The organism is Streptomyces sp. NPDC002032 (genome assembly GCF_042890765.1).
GTDB lineage: Bacteria > Actinomycetota > Actinomycetes > Streptomycetales > Streptomycetaceae > Streptomyces.
Genome location: NZ_JBIASM010000034.1, coordinates 13999 through 32007, shown reverse-complemented (window position 1 = coordinate 32007; position 18009 = coordinate 13999). Strand labels below are relative to the sequence as shown.

Sequence of the window (18009 nt, the reverse complement as noted above, 5' to 3'; positions counted from 1 at the left end):
AACCAGCTCCTGGACCACAACGGCGTCCCCAAGCAGGACCTCACCTCGGTCCCCAAGGGCCCCGACCACCCCCTGGCCGAAGTCCCCAAGCACGAGCCGATCCCGGCCACCGTCGGCGCCCACACGGCGGACGCCACCGCCCACACCCCGGGCCACACCCCCGGCGGCATCGCCGAACACACCCCGGGCGGAGTGGCCGACCACGGCGCCCACAACGCCCACACCGAACCCGGCGGCGGAGGCACGACCCACCACGGCGGCACGGACACCACCCACACCGGCGCCAGCCACGACACCCCCACCACAGGCGGCGGCGGCCACGACGGCCCCACCATCCCCCGACAGGGCGGCTCCGGTCTCCCCGATGACCTCGGCCACGGGCCCGGCCACGGCGGCCCCGATCCCGTGACGCCCAGCCACGGCGAGCGCCCCGAGCTCCCCCCGCACCGGGACAACGCGCACGACTACACCACCGCCGAGCGCAAGCAGATCATGGAGTACCAGGTCCACCGGGCGAACGATCCGACGGACGGGTACCGGAAGCAGCACTACAACAAGCTCGGGCACCGGCTCAAGGTCGTCCCGGACCACACCGGGCTGGTCCCGCCGCAGCTGGTCGAGGTCTCGCCGGGCAAGTGGATCCCGAAGTCGCAGCTCCCTCCGCCGGTTCCCCCGAACTACCTGGACGAAGCCAGGACGGTTACGCACGACCACCCCACGGTCACTGCGGAGATGACCGAAAAGCTCGACAAAGCGGCCAAGGAACGCTGGGACGCCATGCAGGCGGACAAGAGGCCGCACACCGACTACGCGGACGCCAAGGCGGCCCACAAGGCAGCGGGCACTGACGAGACCCTGGCCGCGATGGAACAGGCCAGGGCCCACCACAAGCCCTTCCACGAGGCGCTCTCCAAGAGGAGCGAGGCGTTCGGCGAGGCGATCGCCCGCGAACACGCGATACCGAAGGAGTTCCCGGGCGCCAAGGAGGAGCCGGTCTTCGGCCCGGCCAACGGTAACGACCAGTTCGACCAGGTCTACAAACACGGCGACAGGTACGTTGTGGTCGAGGCCAAGGGCAACGTCGGTACCGACCTTGGTGAGCGGCGCGTCGCCGGTGACCGGGTGTCGCAGGGCACCCGGGCCTACTTCGAAGACATCCTCGCGCAAATGGAGAAGCGAGGCGGTACGAACCCGGCGGAGAAAGCACTGTTCGACAAGCTCGATGCGGCACTAAAGGCAGGAAAGGTCGACTACGTAGTGGTAAAGGGTGCCGACAACTCCGGCACTTATACCGGGCATACGATTCAGCGCTTCGATATCAGCAACTGACAGGGGTAAAGATGACAGTCATCGTGGAGAGCCACGCGGGTCCCGATCCGGCGCGCGCGGACTGGGTCAGGAGTCAGGACGAGCGGCTGGTCGCCAACATTGACGAGCTCGCCGTACTCCCGAACCAGCTCGGCCGGGTCTGGAACCAGGCGGACCTGCACGTGCAGTCCCGCACCTTGGTGGATCCGACGGCCGCCGAGCTGATGACCTGGGAGACGGTGGTCGACGCCGCTCAGCTGGGCTCGGCGCTCTTCCGTACCGCGGGGATGACCGAGGGTACGACTCAGTGCCGCATTCACCACGCGGTGCGCACCCTGCCCGCGACAGGGCCTAATCACTACGCGCGCGCCTCCGCGTGGGTGAAGGCGTTCTGGTACGCGATCATCACCCGGGACCTGTCGCGCATGACGGAGTTGTGCGAGCTGCCGCTGGACGTGCTGCGTGCCGCGGGTGCGGATCACGATGACTACCTCTACCACTGGGTCGCCACCCTCCAGGCGTACTGGCTCAAGCGCCCGGAGCTGGTGGAGGAGCTGACGGCCACCTTCGACCGCTCGCACCCCGACGTCGCCGTCATCGCGGGGCGGGAATACATCCAGCACATCGCGTATCCGCCGATCAACCTCTTCTACAAGTTCCTCCGCAAGGACGAAGAGGGCTTCCACCTGGCCCTGATCGAGGCCCTGGAACTCCACAGGCGGTACTGGACGGCCACGCCCGAGCGGGCCGAGGACATCGATGGCCGGGTGCCGGTCGCGGTCCTGGCCGTGGCCTGTCTCGCCTACGACGGCGGGATCCCGGTCGGTGTCGAGTCCCCGTACCTGCCCGAGCACCTGCTCAAGCGCTCCTGGGTCGGGGAGTTCGAGGTGTGACGCGGGGCCGACGGCACGGCCGGGTGGGCCGGCCCGGGGACCTGCGGGTGGCGGCGTGCGTTCGTGCGCACCCCGAGCGCGGCACGGCAGCCGCCACCCCACGACCCGCACTCGTCAAGGCAGGACCCTTGGCGTCCCCTCGCGACGAATCGCTCACCACCAGGGTGATCAACAGGTGACGAACCGTCAACACCTCGTTAGAGGTACACGCGCGGTTCCCGGCAGCGGGCAAAGTTTTCGTCCGGACCCGACGCCTGCGAAGGCTCCGACCGGTCGATCTCGCACCAGATGCGTTTGCCCGCGCCCTCGCGCTGCCAGCCCCACCGGTCCGCCAGCCCGTCGACCAGTTCCAGGCCGCGCCCGCCGGTGTCGTCACCGGCGGCGCACCGGCGGGCCGGGGCCCGGTCGCTCGCGTCGGCGACCTCGACCCGCACCCCCGGTCCCCCGAACAGCATCCGCAGCACGGCCGGACAGCCCGTGTGCACGACCGCGTTCGTGACCAGTTCCGAGATCAGCAGGATCAGGGTCTCGGCGAGCGGCTCGTCGTCCCCTATCCCGCACCCCGCCAGCCTGGACCGCGCCCATCGGCGGGCCCGGCCGACCTCGGCGGGGTCCGGCCCTACCTCCAGCTGTACCTGAAGCACCTGCACCGCTCACACCATCCGAACCGGCGGACACTTCGCCTCGCGACAGGACGGGATCACCGAACGTGATCCCCTTGCGGAGCAGCATGGTTGACGTACAGTCACCACAACAAGCGCTTCGGGCATATTCCAGCGCGAAGGAGTAGGCGTGGTGCATACTGTGCGGCGCTCACGCCGCTCAACCGCTCGCATTCGTGGGAGCGTACCGGAGCACACCCCTGCCTCTGGCCCGCATCGGGGCAGGCGAAGGACACAAACCGATATCAACTCTCCGTAATCGGACATGCGTCCCGCGTTGTCCTTCCCGTGCCTCCACCGCACCTCCCGTCACGCACTGCTACGCCCGGCGGGGCTCCCGGCCCCCCGACCGCCGACCGCCGACCGCCGGCCGGGCCCCGGTGATCGCCTACCCCGCCGACTCCGCCAGCAGTCGCTCCGCCAGCAGTTCCTCCTCCTGCGCCGCCGTCCGCCACTGCCGCGCCCGCACCCACGCCCGCTTCAGGTGCAGGTGTACGTCCGCCTCCCAGGTGAAGCCCATCCCGCCGTGCACCTGGAGGCAGTCCCGGGCGCCGCGCACCGCCGCTTCGTCGGCCAGCAGCTTGGCCGCCGCGATCTCCGCGCCGTCCGCCGTGACCGCCGCCGCGTAGACCGCCGTCCGGGCCAGCTCCGCCCGCACCAGCATCCGCGCGCACAGGTGCTTGACCGCCTGGAACGCCCCGATCGGCTGCCCGAACTGCTCGCGCTCCCCCGCGTACCGCACCGCGAGCTCCACCGTCCGCAGCGCACTCCCCGTCTGGAGCGCCGCCGTCAGCAGCGCCCCCTCGTCCCGGTACGCGCCCGGTTCCCCGGCGGGGCCGGCCGTCCGCCACAGCGGGGTCAGCGGGTCCGCCGAGGGCACCGGCTCCCCGGCCGGGAGCGCTCCGCCCAGCAGCGCGTCGGCCTCGCCCAGGTGCGCCACCAGCGGCCCGTCCAGGTCGAAGGCGGTGACCACGGCCGTCCCCTCCGCCGCGCCCGGGACGGCCCCGGCGGCCAGGTGGGTGGCCACCAGCGGCCCCGGCAGCAGCGCCCGCCCGGCCTCCTCGAAGACGAGGACCGCCTCGGGCAGGCCGAGTCCCGCCCCGCCGCGGGCCTGTGGCAGGCGCAGCGAGAAGAAGCCCGCCTCGCCCAGCTCCCGCCACAGGGCCCGGTCGAGGGCGCCCCCGGCGTCCACCGACGCCCGCAGGGCCTCGCGTCCGTACCGCCCGGCGAGCAGGCTCCGTACGCCCGCCCGCAGGTCCCGCTGGTCCTCGGTCGGCTGGAAGTCCATGGCGTCACCGGCCCTTCGGGAGGCCGAGGATGCGCTCGGCGACGATGTTCCGCTGGATCTGCGAGGTGCCCGCCGCGATCGTGTACGAGAGGGACGAGAGCCGGTCCAGGACCCACTCCTCCTCCAGCGCCAGGGAGTCCGCCCCGAGCACCTCGGCCGCCGCGTCGTACAGTTCCTGCCGCGCGTGCGAGTACGCCAGCTTGAAGACGCTGCCGCCCGCGCCCGGGACGCCGCCCGAGCGCTGTGACGCGCTGACGTTCCACTGCGTCAGCCTCCACAGGGCCCCGAACTCCCCGTAGAGGCGACCGAGGGTGCGACGTAGGACGGGATCGTCCCAGCGGCCGTTGGCCTTCGCGGCCCGGGCCAGCCCGGTCAGCGTGCGGCGGCAGGCGACGACCTCGCCGACGAAGGCGGTGCCCCGCTCGAAGGACAGCGTCACCATGGTGACCCGCCAGCCGTCGTTCTGCGCCCCGACCCGGTTCGCCACCGGGATCCGGACCTCATCGAGGAAGACCTCCGCGAACTCGGCCGATCCGGCGAGGGTGCGCAGCGGCCGGACCGTGACGCCGGGCGCGTCCATCGGCATGGCCAGCCAGGAGATCCCCCGGTGCTTGGGCGCGCCGGGGTCGGTGCGCACCAGCAGTTCGCACCAGTCGGCGATCTCCGCGTGCGAGGTCCAGATCTTCGAGCCGGTGACGACGTACGCGTCCCCGTCGCGCACCGCCCGGGTGCGCAGGGCGGCCAGGTCGGAGCCCGCGTCGGGCTCGCTGAAGCCCTGGCACCACACCTCGTCCCCGCGCAGGACGGGCGGCAGCCAGCGGGCGCGCTGCTCGGCGGTGCCCTCGGCGGCGATGGTGGGGCCGGCGTGCAGCAGGCCGACGAAGTTCGCGCCGACGTAGGGGGCGCCGGCGCGTTCGGTCTCCTCCAGGAAGATCAGGTGCTGGGTCGGGGTGGCGCCGCGGCCGCCGGCGTCGACGGGCCAGTGCAGGCCCGCGTACCCGGCGTCGTACAGGCGGCGCTGCCAGCCCAGGTCGTAGGCGCGGCGGGCGGGCCAGTCGTCCGGGGAGGGTTTGGCGGGCAGCTCGGGCAGGGTCTTGCCGAGCCATTCGCGCAGCCGGGCGCGGAAGTCCCGTTCCTCCTCGGTGTAGGTCAGGTCCATCAGCGGACCCGGTCCCGGCCGGGACCGCTGTCGGCGTCCCGGTCGAGGTCGAGGCCGAGCATGCGGATGGCGTTGCCGCGCATCAGCTTGTAGACGGTCTCCTCGTCGAGGCCCCCCACGTGGTCGAGGGCGACCTCCTTGGTGTGCGGGAAGGTCGAGTCGACGTGCGGGTAGTCGGTCTCGAAGGTGGCGTTGTCGCGGCCGACGACGTCGAGCGAGGCGATGCCGTGCTTGTCGCGGAAGAAGCAGCAGTAGATCTGCCGGTAGTAGTACGTGGACGGCGGCTCGGGGATCAGGTCGCGGACCCCGCCCCAGGCGCGGTGCTCGCGCCACACGTCGTCGGCGCGTTCCAGGGCGTACGGGATCCAGCCCATCTGGCCCTCGCTGTAGGCGAGCGTGAGCGCCGGGAACTTCACCAGGACGCCGCTGAAGAGGAAGTCCATCATCGAGGCCATGGCGTTGTTGAAGCTGAGCGAGGCCTGGACGGCGGGCGGGGCGTCGGGGGAGGCGGCGGGCATCTGGGAGCTGGACCCGATGTGCATGTTGACGACGGTGCCGGTCTCCTGGCAGACCGCGAAGAAGGGGTCCCAGTAGCCGGAGTGGATGGACGGCAGTCCGAGGTGGGTGGGGATCTCGGAGAAGGTCACGGCGCGCACGCCGCGGGCGGCGTTGCGGCGGATCTCGGCGACGGCGAGGCCGATGTCCCACAGGGGGATGATGCACAGCGGGATGAGGCGGCCGCCGCTGTCGCCGCACCACTCCTCGACCATCCAGTCGTTGTACGCGCGCACGCAGGCCAGGGCCACTTCCTTGTCGTGGGCCTCGGCGAAGGTCTGGCCGCAGAAGCGCGGGAAGGTCGGGAAGCACAGGGAGGCCTCGACGTGGTTGAGGTCCATGTCGGCGAGGCGCGCCTTGGGGTCCCAGCAGCCGCGGCGCATCTCCTCGCGGGTGATGCCCTCCAGGGTCATGTCGTCGCGGTCGAAGCCGACGGCGGCGATGTTGCGCTTGTACGGGAACTTGAGGTCCTCGTAGATCCACCAGTCGGTCGGCGGTCCGTCGGGGTCCATGGTGATGACGTACTTGCCGCCGGTGTAGGCGAGTTCGCCGATGCCCGCGGTGAGCGGCCGGGGACCGCGGTCGCGGTACTTGGCGGGCAGCCAGACGTCGAACAGGTGGGCCGGTTCGATCACGTGGTCGTCGACGCTGATGATCCGAGGCAGTTCCATAGCGCTCCCCAATCTGATGGATCGTCAGAAACAAGCTAGCCGCGCCACCCCTGGACCGACAAGCGCCGGAGCCCTACGCTCTCCGCCTGATCTGACTCACCGTCAGACAACTGGCTGCCTTGCCCAGGGGAGGTCCGGGATGACGGACAACGGGACGGACAACGGGACGGACAACGGGGCGGACAACGGGGCGGACAACGGGGCGGACGTCGCTTCGACCGGGGAAGCCCGCGCGGCCACCGCCACCGCCACCGCCACCGCCACCGCCACCGCCACCGAGCTGAGCCGCGCCGCCACGCTCTGGGAACTGGTCGCCCGCCGGGCCGCCCTCACCCCCGACGCCCCGGTCCTCATCGAGGCCGCCCCGGACCCCGCCGACGACCGCACCCTGACCTTCGGCCGGCTGTGCGCCCGCGCCGAGCGCGTCGCCGCGGGCCTGTACGGCCAGGGCGTGCGCCCCGGCACGGTCGTCGCCTGGCAGCTCCCGACCCGCATCGAGACGGTGCTGCTCTCTCTCGCCCTGGCCCGCCTCGGCGCCGTCCAGACGCCCGTGATCCCCTTCTACCGCGACCGCGAGACCGGCTTCGCGCTGCGCGAGGCCAAGGCGGAGTTCTTCGCCGTCCCCGGCGTCTGGCGCGGCTTCGACCACACCGCGATGGCCGCCCGGCTCGGCGCCCGCGGCGTCTTCGAGGCGTACGCGGACCTGCCCGAGGGCGACCCCGCCGTGCTGCCCCCGCCGCCGGCCGACGGCACCTCCGTGCGCTGGATCTACTGGACCTCCGGCACCACCTCCGACCCCAAGGGCGTGCTGCACACCGACCGCTCGCTCCTCGCCGGCGGCTCCTGCCTCGCCCACGCCCTGAGGCCGGCCCCCGCCGACGTGGGCTCGATCGCCTTCCCGTACGCCCACATAGGCGGACCCGACTACCTGGTGATGCTGCTGCTGTACGGGTTCCCCGCGGTGCTCTTCGAGAAGTTCGCGCTGCCGGACGCCCTGGACGGGTACCGGCGCCACGGCGTCACCGTCGCGGGCGGCTCCACCGCCTTCTACTCGATGTTCCTCACCGAACAGCGCAAGGACCCCGCCACGCGGCTCATCCCGAGCCTGCGCCTGCTGGCGGGCGGCGGCGCCCCCAAGCCCCCGGAGATCTACCACGCGGTCGTCCGCGAACTGGGCTGCCAGCTCACCCACGGCTACGGCATGACCGAGGTCCCCATGATCACCATGGGGTCCCCGGACGACACCCCGGAGAACCTCGCCACCACCGAGGGCCGCCCCCCGCAGGGCATGTCCATCCGCATCACCACCCCCGGCGGGGCCCCGCTGCCCGCGGGCACGGACGGCGAGGTGCGGCTGCGCGGCGAGGCCGTCTGCCGGGGCTACCTGAACCGCGGGGACTCCGCGGCGGAGGCCTTCGACGCCGACGGCTACCTGATCACCGGCGACCTCGGCCACCTCACCGCGGACGGCCACCTGGTCCTCACCGGCCGCAGCAAGGACGTCATCATCCGCAAGGGGGAGAACATCTCGGCGAAGGAGATCGAGGACCTCCTCCACCAGCTCCCGGCCGTCGGCGACGTCGCCGTCATCGGCCTGCCCGACCCGGAGCGCGGCGAGCGCGTCTGCGCCGTGGTCGAGCAGCCGGCGGGCGCCGCGCCGCTGACCCTGGACGCGGTGACCGCGTACCTGCGCGGGCGGGGGCTGTCCCCGCACAAGCTCCCCGAGCAGCTGGAGCTGGTCGACGCGCTGCCCCGCAACGACGCCCTGCGCAAGGTCCTCAAGTACCGCCTGCGGGAACGTTTTTCCCGCCCCTGACCGGGGTCCGGGCCGGGGCCTGACCAGGGCCCCTGGCACCAAGCTGCCCGGCCGCTTGGTGCCGCCCTGAAGCGCTTCCCGGGAACGTCCGGCCCGCACAGGATGGTGCTCACACCGGAGCGGCGGCGGGACACGCGAAGGCCGCCCCGCCCCGGTGGCCACCACCACCGACTCGACGGAAGCCCGGGGGCACAGCCATGCCGAAAACCGCCCGTACGCAGCACGAGGGCCCCGATGCCGGGGCCGACGGCGACGGCGCCGTCATCGGCTGGGACTGACCACGTGCTCTTGGTCCGCATCCCCCTGCGCAGCACCACCGGTGCGGCCGGCACCGGCAGCGGGGCGAGCCTCCTCCAGGACGCCCTGTGGGCCCACGCCCGCCCGCCGCACGGCCTGGAACACGTCCGGGTGCGCCCGCAGCCGCGCGGTCTGCACGTGGCCCTGTTCGTCCGGGCCGAGCACCCCGCCGCCGCCGCGCACCAGGCGTACGGACTGCTCTCCCTCGCCCTCACGGCGGGCGCCGCCCGCGGCTACTCCCCCGGCCCGCTGATCCCCGGCTGACCCGCCCGGCCCGGCCACCGCACGCCCCGCACGCCCCGCCCCGCCCCGCCCCGCCCCGCCCAGCAACTTCCCCGCACACCTCAGGAGCACAGCCATGCCCAGCGCCCGCAAGACCACCGCCCTGCGCGCCGCCTCCACCTCGGCCCTGGCCGCCTCCGCGCTGACGGTGGTGCTGTCCGGCCCGGCCCACGCCTCCGCGCTCACCGACGGCATCGCCGCCACGGCCCGCGCCGAGGCCGGCAACGGGGCGTGCGCACACGGTGGTTACCTGGGCGGCCCCAACCAGAACAGCAGTTGCAGCGGCGGCCAGCGGACCCACGCCTGGTGCGCCGACTTCGCCGGCTGGGTCTGGGCCCGCAACGGCGTCACCGGACTCTCGGCGCTGAACGACCTGGCCGACAGCTTCTACGGCTACGGCGTCAAGTACGGCACCCTCTCCAGCACCCCGCACGTGGGCGACGCGGTGGTCTACAACCACGGCGGCGGCACCGGCGACGACCACGTGGCCATCGTCACCGCCATATCCGGCGGCACCGTCACCATCACCGGCGGCAACCAGGGCGGCTACCCGGGCCGCGTCAGCACCAACAGCACCACCGACTGGCGGGTGGGCGCGGCCCCCTGGGGACAGACGATCAGCGGCTACGTCTCCCCCGCGGGCACGAGCACCCCCTCGTACCCGAACCCGGCCTCGCTGCCCGCCGGCACCCTCGTGAAGTCCCCGAACGCCGCCGACGTCAAGGTGATGATCTCCGGCGCCGGCATCCCCGTCGCCGCCTCCGACGTGGCGCCCGACGGCTACGACCTGAGCCGGATCGTGCTGGTCGACGACGCGGCCTTCCGCTCGCTGCCCGGCGCCCCGCCGGCCGGCACCGTCGTCCACGACCAGGCGGGCGGCAACTCCCGCTTCGTGATCGTCGACGGCGCGGCCCTCGGCATCGGCGGGGCCGACTGGACCGAGGCGGGCTACAACGCCCGCCCCGACATGGGTGTCCCGACCGCCTGGCTCCGGGCCGCCGGCCAGCGCAAGATCGCCTCCGGCATCGTCGTGATGGACCAGACCGGCAAGGACCCGAGCCGCTACGTGATGGTGGACGGCGCGGCCCTGCCCATCTCCGGCGCGGAATGGACGGCGAACGAGTACGACCAGCAGATGCTGATGGGCGTCCCCGGCCAGTGGCTCAGGGGCGCGGTCGCCACGTCACCCGGCAACGGCACGGTCGTCAAGAGCTCCTCCGGCGCCGACGCCACCGTCTACGTGATGGCCGGCGGCAAGGCCGTCCCGCTCTCCTACGAGGACTTCACCGGCCTCGGCTACGACCGGAGGACCCTGGAGGCCGCCCCCGGCGCCTGGCTGAGCGGCGCGGCCGCCAGGACCGCCCCCGCCGACGGCACCATGCTCCTGCCCCGCGGCGGCGACGGAACCGTCTGGCAGGTCACCGCCGGTGGCAGGAAGCGCGCCATGGCCGCCACCGAATTCGGCCCCGGCAAGCTCAGCTTCGACGACGTCGTCGCCGTCCCGGCCGCCCTCGTCAACGCCCTCCCCACCGCCTGACCACGGCCACGCCACCGGCCCCCGCCTTCCCCACCGGGAGGGCGGGGGCGGCACTAGAGCCTGCTCAGCGAGGCCGCCGCGAAGAGGACGTCGCGGATCGCCTCGCGGTCGCCGGTCTGGCCCACGGCGGCGTCCTGCGGGGAGATGTGCCCGGCGGCGAGCTGGCAGAACTCGACGCCGTCCAGCGCCACCTCCGCCACCGTGTGCTCCCGCGAGGGCCGCGCCGCCGGGGAGTCCAGGGCGATGTCCCAGGAGCCGCCGCCCGCCCCCTCGATCTCCAGGTGCAGGGTCCGCCCCGGAGCGCCCGCCGCGACCAGACCGCGCGCCGGGCCGGCCAGGCCCGAGCGGCGCCGGCCCGCCAGCACCCCGGGCAGCAGCCGCGCCGCGAGGTCGATCATGCGGTTCAGGTGCGGGCCCGAGGGCGGCCCGTACGGGTAGTCCACCGCCTCGGCGATGTCCCAGGCGTGCACCCAGCACTCGAAGGCCCGCTCCAGGAAGGCGTCGGCCAGCGGCAGGGCGAAGGCCCCGTAGTCCACGTCCAGTTCGTCGGCGCCCCGGCCGGCGAAGGAGACCGTACGGAGCAGGGTGTGGCCCTGCTCGCGCCAGGTTTCGCGGACCGCGCCGGTGGCCTCGTACGCCGCCGAGCTCCAGAAGTGCTCCGTACGCCCCTCGGGGCCGCCGTCCGGCGGGGCCTGCGGGCCCAGCGGATCGTCGAGCCCGAGGGCGGTGGCGACCAGGCCGTCCACCGTGAGCAGATGCCCGATCACTCCGGCCACCGTGGTCCGCCGGGTGCGGGGCGCCCGCTCCTCGAACCACTTCAGCGGTACCGGGGTGCCCCACTCCGCCTCGCCGAAGTCCCGCAGCAGGGCGTCGAGCCGCGCGGTCTCGGTGTCGTACGGGCGCGCCCAGACCGGCACCGGGATGCGGGCCGGGCGCCTGCCGAGGCAGTCCTCCAGCACCCGCGAGCGCAGCAGCGGCTTGAGGTCGAGGGTCTCCTCGGGGTGCAGCAGGCCCACGGCGTCCCGCAGCCGCAGCGCCTCCTCCGCGCAGGGCGCGCATTCGGTGAGGTGGTCCTCGACGGCCCGGGTCTCCTCGGCGGAGCAGGCGGCCAGCGCCCACGCCCCGAGCAGGGACTTCAGCACGCCGTGCGTCCGGGGCCGCTGCTCGGCGCCGGACGGCGGCACCGCGACCGCGGCCGGCCCGGGCTCCGGTACGGCCGCGGGCTCCGCTGCCGACAGGGCCGCGGGCCGCGGTGCGGGGGCGGGTTCCATCAGCCGTATCCGGGACGCCCGGAGGTCGTCGCCGGCCGGCCGGGGGCCCGGTATGCGCGCGGCGCGCGCCGCGCGCTCGTGGGCGTCGTCGGGGGTGCCTTCGGCGGGGCCGGTCATCAGGTCGTTCCGAATCGGCGCGGGGCGGGGTCCTCCCGGGGGAGGACGTTGGCGGTCGACAGCAGCTGGAGGCCGAGCCGCAGCCGGCGGCGGGCCTCGTCCTCGCTGATCTTGAGGTCGGCCGCGGCCTGCCGGTAGTCGCGGCGCTTGAAGTAGGCCAGTTCCAGGGCGGCGCGCAGCGGCGCGGGCATGGAGGAGACGATGTAGTCGGCGCGGGCGGCCGCGTTGGCGCTGCGGACCTTCTGTTCCAGTTCCTCGCGGGAGCCGCGGCCGCATTCGACCTGCCGCAGCCGGTCGACGGCCTGCCGCTGGGTGATGCGGGCGACCCACGAGCGCATGGAGCCCTGCTGGGGGTCGTAGGCCTCGGGGTTCTCCCAGATGTAGCCGAAGACCTCGCGGGTGATCCGGTCGGCGGCCTTCTCGTCCCCGAGCACCCGGTGCGCCAGGCCGTGCACGAGGGAGGCGAACCGGTCGTAGAGCTCACCGAGCGCGGCGGCCTCGCCCCGGGCGAGACGCTGCTGCATGCGGCGGTCCCAGCGCGGTGGAACGTCCCTCGCCATGCCGCCTCCCGCCGTGTGCCGTCCCGTCAAATGTAGTGCGCACCTGACGGAATGCGCCTGTTTTGGGGAAAGCCCGTGCGGGAGGCGGGACGTACGTGCTAGAGGCCGCGCACGAACGGATGTACGCGCCCCACCGCGCTCCCCGTGCGCGGGTTCGATGCGGCCACCTGCTTGACCGCTTCGCTTAACGCTCAGGCCACCGAGGCCGTACGCTCCTGCCTGTCTTGATCTGCACCCCAACTGCACCCCAACGCACATGTGAAGGCGGAACGCCGAATATGGACAGCGCAGAATACGAGCGCAAGATCGCCGCCCGATTCGCCACCTTCGACCAGGACGGGTCCGGCTACATCGACCGCGAGGACTTCAGTACGGCGGCCAGGGCCGTACTGGCCGAATTCGGCACCACCGCGCGGTCGGACAAGGGCCAGGCCGTCTTCAACGGCGCGGAGGCGTTCTGGCAGGGCATGGCCGGGATCGCCGACGTCGACGGCGACCAGCGGGTGTCCCGGGAGGAGTTCGTCACCGGGGCCGCGAAGCGGCTGCGCGACAGCCCGCAGCGGTTCGCGGAGATCGCCCGTCCGTTCCTGGCCGCGGTGATCGCGGTGGCGGACGAGGACGGCTCGGGCTCGGCGACCCCGGCGGCCGCGGCGCGCGTGCTGCGGGTCCTCGGCACCCCCGCGGAGCTGGCCGGCCCGGTCGCGGCCGCCCTCGACGAGGACGGCGACGGCCGCATCTCCGAGGACGAGATCCTGGCGGCCTTCGCGGGCTACTGCGGGGTCGAGGCTCCCGACGCGTGATGCCGGGCGGCCCCGGCGGACGTGCGGACCGCCGGGGCCGCCGGGGCCGGACCGGCCGGGACCCGGCAGGCGGACCGGAGCGGCCGGAGCGGCCGGGACCCGGCGGCCGGGGCCTACGCGAAGACGACGGTGCGCGAGCCGTTCAGCAGCACGCGGTGCTCGCTGTGCCACTTCACCGCGCGGGCCAGCGCCTGGCACTCCACGTCACGGCCGATGGCGACGAGCTGGTCGGGCGTGACCTCGTGGCCGACGCGCTCGACCTCCTGCTCGATGATCGGGCCCTCGTCGAGGTCGGCGGTCACGTAGTGCGCCGTGGCGCCGATGAGCTTCACACCGCGCGCGTGCGCCTGGTGGTACGGCTTGGCGCCCTTGAAGCTCGGCAGGAAGGAGTGGTGGATGTTGATGATCCGCCCGCTCAGCTCCTTGCACAGGGTGTCGGACAGCACCTGCATGTAGCGGGCGAGGACGACGCACTCGACGTTCCGCTCGCGCACCAGCTCCAGCAGCTGCGCCTCGGCGGCCGCCTTCGTGTCCTTGGTCACCGGGATGTGCACGAACGGCACGTCGTAGGAGCCGACCAGCTCGGCGAAGTCCGTGTGGTTGGAGACCACCGCCGCGATCTCCACCGGCAGCGCGCCGATCCGCGAGCGGAACAGCAGGTCGTTCAGGCAGTGCCCGAACTTCGAGACCATCAGCACGATCCGCATCCGCTCGTCGGAGCGGTGGATCTGCCAGTCCATCCGGAAGGAGTCCCCGATGGCGGCGAAGCTGGCGCGCAGCTTCTCGACGGTCACCGACGACTCGGCCTCGAAGTGCACCCGCATGAAGAAGAGCCCGGTCTCGCGGTCTCCGAACTGCTGGCTGTCCACGATGTTGCACCCGGTCATGAAGAGGTAACTCGACACGGCGTGCACGATGCCCTGCTTGTCGGGGCAGGAGACGGTCAGGACGTACTGCTGGGGCTGCGGGTCGCTCATGACGGCATAGCCTTTCACACCGCGCGGGTCAGGATCTTCAGCACGTCGACGGAGGCCGGCCGGTCGTCCGGATCCTCCCCGTCCGCCGTCGCCAGCCGGACGTGCGCCTCGCGGGCGGCCCGGACCGCCTCCGGCCAGGCGTGGTGCTCCAGGTACGCGGAGACCGGCGCGTCCGGACCGACCTGGTGCAGGATCCGCAGCACCCGCAGGACGGCGAGGTCGACGACGGCCGCCTCCTGGGCGTCGCGGAAGATCGTGCCGACGTACTTCTCGGCGGACCAGCTGTCGAGCCAGGTGTCCTCGACGAGCCGGTACACGGCGTCCGTGACGTCCCCGTACCCTTCGGCGCCGGCCAGCCAGACCTCTTCCTGGAACACCGGGTCGGAAAGCATGTGCAGCGCCGAGCGCACGTTGCTGCGCCAGCGCCACCACGGCATGTCGTTGAGGGGCATGCCGCCCATGGTGGAGGAGCGGCCGCCGCGGCGGGAAGAGTTCTTCGAACCTTGGGCGAATGTCACGCTTTCGATCGTACGTTCCCCCCACCTGCGATCTTGAAGCACCTGTGCGCCCGCGGTCCCCCCGCAATTCACCTCGGTGTCACCGAATGTTGTGTACACCTCACCGCCCAGTTCCCCCTCGGGCGGAATGGTCGGTGGACATGACCACTCGCAGACGCGCAACCGCCTTGTCCCGCTTGCTCCTTGCTTCGGCGCTGGGCGCGTGTCTCACCACCGCGTGCGGGGCCCTGCCCGGGGGCTCGGCGGGCTCCGGTGGCACCCTCACGGTCATGACCTTCGCACCGATGGGCACGAAGGCCACCAACATGCCCGGTATGCCCGGCATGGCGAAGGCGTACGAACGCTGGGTCAACGCCAACGGCGGCATCCACGGCCGCAAGCTGCGCGTCCTGACCTGCAACGAGAAGAACACCCCGACCGGCGCCGCCGACTGCGCCCGCCAGGCCATCGCCGAGAAGGCCGTCGCCGTCGTCGGTTCGTACAGCCAGCACGGGCGCGCCTTCATGGCCCCGCTGGAGGCCGAGGGCATCCCCTTCATCGGCGGCTACGGGGTCTCCGCCGAGGAGTTCCAGAGCACCCTCTCCTACCCGGTCAACGGCGGCCAGCCCGCCCTGCTGGCCGGCGCCGGGCACCAGCTGGGCAAGGCCTGCTCCCAGGTGTCGCTGGTCCGCCCCGACACCCTCGCCGGGGACTCCATGCCGATCCTGCTGAACGCGGGGCTGCGGGCCAACAAGATGCCGGACGCCTCCGACATCCGGGCCGCCGAGGACGCCGCCGACCTCACCCCGCAGGCCCGGGAGGCCCTGGCCGACGGCTCGGCGGGCGGCGCGGCGGGCGGGCAGGCGGGCGGCGCGGCGGGCACGCCCTCGGGGAGCCCGTCGGGTACGCCGTCGGGTACGCCGTCGGGCGGCACCGCCAAGGACGGCAAGGGGACGGGGGCCCCGGCCGCCGCGGCCAAGGAGGGCCGGCCCTGCGTGACGGCCGTCCTGGGCGAGCGCACCGAGACCTTCTTCGACGCCTTCCGCCGCCAGGACGGCCAGCACCGCAACCCGCAGATCGCCTCCGTCCTCGGCAGCGTCAGCCAGGGCCTGGTCGACCGCACCGGCGGCAAGGAGAGCCCCTTCGAGGGCGCGTACGTCACCAGCTGGTACCCGGTGTCCACCGATCCGCTGTGGGCGCCGATGCGCAAGGTGATCACAGAGCGGGCGTTCGGCGACGACACCGTCGACCCCGACGACAGCGGGGCGCAGACGACCTGGATCGCGTACACCGTCCTGAACGACGTCGTGCAGCGCTTCAAGGACGGCGAGGAGGTCACCGCCCGCAAGCTGGCCCGGGCGCTCAACCAGTCCGAGAGCGTCAAGACCGCCGGTCTCACCCCCGACCTGAGCTGGCGCTACCAGGACATGCGCGCCGTGGCCGGCTTCCCGCGGCTGGTCAACGGCCGGGTCAGCTTCCAGATCGTCCAGGCCGGCCGCATCGTCGACCAGCCCGGCGAGGCGCCCCAGGACATGACCCCGACGCTGGAGCAGGCCCCGCGCTCGGCCTGATCCCGTGCGGACCGGCCCCGGTCAGAGCTCGGACTTGTCGCGCTGCGGAAGGCCGTACTTGGACGCGATCGAGTTCCACAGGGCCGCCGCCGACTCCTTGGACTTGGTGGCCTCGCCGCTCGACCGGTTGCCGTCGGCGGCGTTGTCGGTCGACTTGGCCTTGCCGTCCTTGCAGGCGCCCTTGTCGTGGTTCATGTCGTCCGCCCAGTCCGCGTAGCTGTCGTCGGCAGCCGCCGAGGCCTTCCAGGCCTTGGTGAGGGCCGCCGAGAGCCGTGCGTGGTTGGGCAGCAGGTCCACCTTGAGCTCCTGGAGCCGGGTGACGAGCTCCTCGCGCTGGCGGGCCGCGTCGCGCAGGTCCTGACCCGCCTGGCCCAGGTTCTTGCAGTCCTTGATGTCGTCCACGGCCTTGATCACCGCGGCCCGGCTGTCGTTGCTGTCCGCGAGCAGCTTGTCCAGCTGGACGGCCTGCGGGCGGGCCGGATCGACGGGGGCGTCCCCGGCCGAGCCCTTGGCCGAGCCGGTGGCCGCCGGGACCACCGCACCCGGGTCGTTGTTCTGGGCCTTGCCGTGGCCGAGCAGCGCGCCGACGCCGAGTCCGGCCACCGCGAGGCCGAAGACCCCGGCGGCGATCACCACGGGCGAGATCCGGCGCCCGGCCGGCGGGGGCGGCGGAGGCGGTGCGTACTGCTGGTGCTGCGGGGGCGGCGGGGGCTGCTGCTGCGGGGCCCGGCGGTTCTGCGGGGGCGCGGGGGGCGGCGTCCGCCGGGGCACCGGAGCCTCGGCCCGGGCCGGCGGCTGCTGCTGGGTGTGCCCGGTCGCGGCGCCGTCGTCGGTCCGGAACAGCGAGTCGAAGCCCTCGGCGGCCGTGGCGGGGTTCACCGGCCCCGCGGGCACGGGCGCCATGTACTGCGTGGCCGCCTCGGCGTGCCGCGCGGCGGCGGCCGCCGGATCCTGCGCGGCAGCCCCCGGGACGGGCGGGATGTACTGCGTCGCCGCCTCGCCGGGGTGCCCGTCGGTGGCCGGGACGGGGGGTATGAACTGCGTCGCCGCCTCGCCCGGGTGCGCCCCGGCGCCCGGGACGGGGGGCATGTACTGGGTCGCCGCCTCGCCCGGATGCCCGTCGGCCGCCGGGACGGGCGGGATGTACTGCGTCGCGGCCTCGCCCGGGTGCGCCCCGGCGCCCGGGACGGGGGGCATGTACTGGGTCGCCGCCTCGCCCGGGTGCCCGTCGGCCGCCGGGACGGGCGGGATGTACTGGGTGACCGCGTCGGGCAGGGGCGGGTAGCCGTAGCCGTGCGGGGCGCCCGGACCCTCGAAGCCCGGACCGACGACGTGCCCCTCGGGCGGGTACCCGTACGCGGGCTGCCCCTGCCCGTACTGCGGCTGCCCGCCGTACGGCTGCTGCTGCGGCTGCTGCTGCGGCTGCTGCTGCGGCTGCTGCCCGTACGGCTGCTGCGGCTGCGGGTTCTGCTCGTACTGCTGCGGCTGCTCCTGCTGCTGCCCGTACTGCTGTTGCTGCGGTGGCTGCTGCTGCCCGTACGGGGCCTGGTGCGGCGGCGGGTAGCCGTACCCCGGGCCGCCCCACGGCTCGCCGGCCCCCGGCGCCGACTGCGCCGGGTACCCGGGGTCCTGCTCCGGCCGTGCCGGATCCGGCGCCCCGGGCCGGGGGACGCCCCCTTGTCCGCTCTGCGTCGTCACCGGTGCTCCTCTGCCTTCTCCGACTTCCCCTGAACCTGCGGAACCGTCGG

Annotated in this window: 15 protein-coding genes and 1 pseudogene; 7 read left to right on the top strand and 9 right to left on the bottom strand. The window is 73.4% G+C overall.

Going from position 1 to position 18009, the window contains the following annotated elements; translation table 11 throughout:
- Nucleotides 1-1329 (top strand): annotated as a pseudogene (locus tag ACFYYT_RS36210) (hypothetical protein); the annotation flags it as partial.
- Between the two features lie 11 nt (nucleotides 1330-1340).
- Nucleotides 1341-2201: an immunity 49 family protein gene (locus ACFYYT_RS36205; RefSeq protein WP_351827662.1), complete on the top strand. Its 861-nt coding sequence runs from the start codon at nucleotides 1341-1343 to the stop codon at nucleotides 2199-2201.
- 197 nt (nucleotides 2202-2398) lie between these two features.
- On the opposite strand, the gene ACFYYT_RS36200 is transcribed toward ACFYYT_RS36205, so the two are convergent.
- From ACFYYT_RS36200 to ACFYYT_RS36185, 4 genes are all read right to left on the bottom strand, one after another.
- Nucleotides 2399-2851, bottom strand: coding sequence for an ATP-binding protein (locus ACFYYT_RS36200; protein WP_351827659.1), 453 nt, complete (start codon nucleotides 2849-2851; stop codon nucleotides 2399-2401).
- Between the two features lie 400 nt (nucleotides 2852-3251).
- Complete coding sequence (locus ACFYYT_RS36195; RefSeq protein ID WP_351827656.1) at nucleotides 3252-4151, bottom strand: acyl-CoA dehydrogenase family protein; 900 nt, start codon at nucleotides 4149-4151, stop codon at nucleotides 3252-3254.
- Nucleotides 4152-4155: 4 nt separating this feature from the next.
- Entirely contained in the window at nucleotides 4156-5310 is a 1155-nt protein-coding gene (locus ACFYYT_RS36190) for an acyl-CoA dehydrogenase family protein (protein ID WP_351827653.1), read from the bottom strand.
- Entirely contained in the window at nucleotides 5310-6536 is a 1227-nt protein-coding gene (locus ACFYYT_RS36185; protein WP_351827651.1) for an amidohydrolase family protein, read from the bottom strand. Before ACFYYT_RS36185 ends, ACFYYT_RS36190 begins: the two co-directional genes overlap by 1 nt.
- Nucleotides 6537-6675: 139 nt before the next feature.
- On the opposite strand from ACFYYT_RS36185, the gene ACFYYT_RS36180 reads away from it, so the two are divergent.
- From ACFYYT_RS36180 to ACFYYT_RS36170, 3 genes are all read left to right on the top strand, one after another.
- Complete coding sequence (locus ACFYYT_RS36180; RefSeq protein WP_351827648.1) at nucleotides 6676-8352, top strand: AMP-binding protein; 1677 nt, start codon at nucleotides 6676-6678, stop codon at nucleotides 8350-8352.
- A 288-nt stretch (nucleotides 8353-8640) separates the two neighbouring features.
- Nucleotides 8641-8913 carry a hypothetical protein gene (locus ACFYYT_RS36175; RefSeq protein WP_351827646.1) on the top strand — a complete coding sequence of 91 codons (273 nt, stop codon included), beginning with the start codon at nucleotides 8641-8643 and terminating at the stop codon, nucleotides 8911-8913.
- Nucleotides 8914-9007: 94 nt separating this feature from the next.
- Nucleotides 9008-10468, top strand: a complete 1461-nt coding sequence (locus tag ACFYYT_RS36170) for a CHAP domain-containing protein (protein WP_351827644.1) — start codon at nucleotides 9008-9010, stop codon at nucleotides 10466-10468.
- A 53-nt stretch (nucleotides 10469-10521) separates the two neighbouring features.
- Here ACFYYT_RS36170 and ACFYYT_RS36165 read toward each other — a convergent pair whose 3' ends face one another.
- Together ACFYYT_RS36165 and ACFYYT_RS36160 are read right to left on the bottom strand one after the other, a co-directional pair.
- Nucleotides 10522-11856 (bottom strand): maleylpyruvate isomerase N-terminal domain-containing protein, encoded by a 1335-nt coding sequence (locus tag ACFYYT_RS36165; RefSeq protein WP_351827641.1) that lies wholly within the window; start codon nucleotides 11854-11856, stop codon nucleotides 10522-10524.
- Nucleotides 11856-12416 carry a sigma-70 family RNA polymerase sigma factor gene (locus ACFYYT_RS36160; protein WP_351827638.1) on the bottom strand — a complete coding sequence of 187 codons (561 nt, stop codon included), beginning with the start codon at nucleotides 12414-12416 and terminating at the stop codon, nucleotides 11856-11858. Before ACFYYT_RS36160 ends, ACFYYT_RS36165 begins: the two co-directional genes overlap by 1 nt.
- Before the next feature lie 278 nt (nucleotides 12417-12694).
- Between ACFYYT_RS36160 and ACFYYT_RS36155 the strand changes: the two genes are divergently transcribed.
- Nucleotides 12695-13216 carry an EF-hand domain-containing protein gene (locus ACFYYT_RS36155; RefSeq protein WP_351827636.1) on the top strand — a complete coding sequence of 174 codons (522 nt, stop codon included), beginning with the start codon at nucleotides 12695-12697 and terminating at the stop codon, nucleotides 13214-13216.
- Between the two features lie 113 nt (nucleotides 13217-13329).
- On the opposite strand, the gene purU is transcribed toward ACFYYT_RS36155, so the two are convergent.
- Nucleotides 13330-14193: a formyltetrahydrofolate deformylase gene (gene purU / locus ACFYYT_RS36150; protein WP_351827632.1), complete on the bottom strand. Its 864-nt coding sequence runs from the start codon at nucleotides 14191-14193 to the stop codon at nucleotides 13330-13332.
- Nucleotides 14194-14207: 14 nt separating this feature from the next.
- Nucleotides 14208-14654 (bottom strand): hypothetical protein, encoded by a 447-nt coding sequence (locus ACFYYT_RS36145; protein WP_351827668.1) that lies wholly within the window; start codon nucleotides 14652-14654, stop codon nucleotides 14208-14210.
- A gap of 197 nt (nucleotides 14655-14851) precedes the next feature.
- On the opposite strand from ACFYYT_RS36145, the gene ACFYYT_RS36140 reads away from it, so the two are divergent.
- Nucleotides 14852-16261 (top strand): ABC transporter substrate-binding protein, encoded by a 1410-nt coding sequence (locus tag ACFYYT_RS36140; protein WP_351827629.1) that lies wholly within the window; start codon nucleotides 14852-14854, stop codon nucleotides 16259-16261.
- A gap of 21 nt (nucleotides 16262-16282) precedes the next feature.
- On the opposite strand, the gene ACFYYT_RS36135 is transcribed toward ACFYYT_RS36140, so the two are convergent.
- Nucleotides 16283-17959, bottom strand: coding sequence for a hypothetical protein (locus ACFYYT_RS36135; RefSeq protein WP_351827627.1), 1677 nt, complete (start codon nucleotides 17957-17959; stop codon nucleotides 16283-16285).
- Nucleotides 17960-18009: the final 50 nt, after the last annotated feature.

Bases quoted from the DNA above. Each gene is read 5' to 3' on its own strand.
- ACFYYT_RS36190 (WP_351827653.1), bottom strand. From the start codon at position 5,310: ATGGACCTGACCTACACCGAGGAGGAACGGGACTTCCGCGCCCGGCTG.
- ACFYYT_RS36140 (WP_351827629.1), top strand. From the start codon at position 14,852: ATGACCACTCGCAGACGCGCAACCGCCTTGTCCCGCTTGCTCCTTGCT.
- ACFYYT_RS36155 (WP_351827636.1), top strand. From the start codon at position 12,695: ATGGACAGCGCAGAATACGAGCGCAAGATCGCCGCCCGATTCGCCACC.
- ACFYYT_RS36170 (WP_351827644.1), top strand. From the start codon at position 9,008: ATGCCCAGCGCCCGCAAGACCACCGCCCTGCGCGCCGCCTCCACCTCG.
- ACFYYT_RS36195 (WP_351827656.1), bottom strand. From the start codon at position 4,151: ATGGACTTCCAGCCGACCGAGGACCAGCGGGACCTGCGGGCGGGCGTA.
- ACFYYT_RS36145 (WP_351827668.1), bottom strand. From the start codon at position 14,654: ATGGGCGGCATGCCCCTCAACGACATGCCGTGGTGGCGCTGGCGCAGC.
- ACFYYT_RS36165 (WP_351827641.1), bottom strand. From the start codon at position 11,856: ATGACCGGCCCCGCCGAAGGCACCCCCGACGACGCCCACGAGCGCGCG.
- ACFYYT_RS36205 (WP_351827662.1), top strand. From the start codon at position 1,341: ATGACAGTCATCGTGGAGAGCCACGCGGGTCCCGATCCGGCGCGCGCG.
- ACFYYT_RS36180 (WP_351827648.1), top strand. From the start codon at position 6,676: ATGACGGACAACGGGACGGACAACGGGACGGACAACGGGGCGGACAAC.
- purU (WP_351827632.1), bottom strand. From the start codon at position 14,193: ATGAGCGACCCGCAGCCCCAGCAGTACGTCCTGACCGTCTCCTGCCCC.
- ACFYYT_RS36185 (WP_351827651.1), bottom strand. From the start codon at position 6,536: ATGGAACTGCCTCGGATCATCAGCGTCGACGACCACGTGATCGAACCG.
- ACFYYT_RS36160 (WP_351827638.1), bottom strand. From the start codon at position 12,416: ATGGCGAGGGACGTTCCACCGCGCTGGGACCGCCGCATGCAGCAGCGT.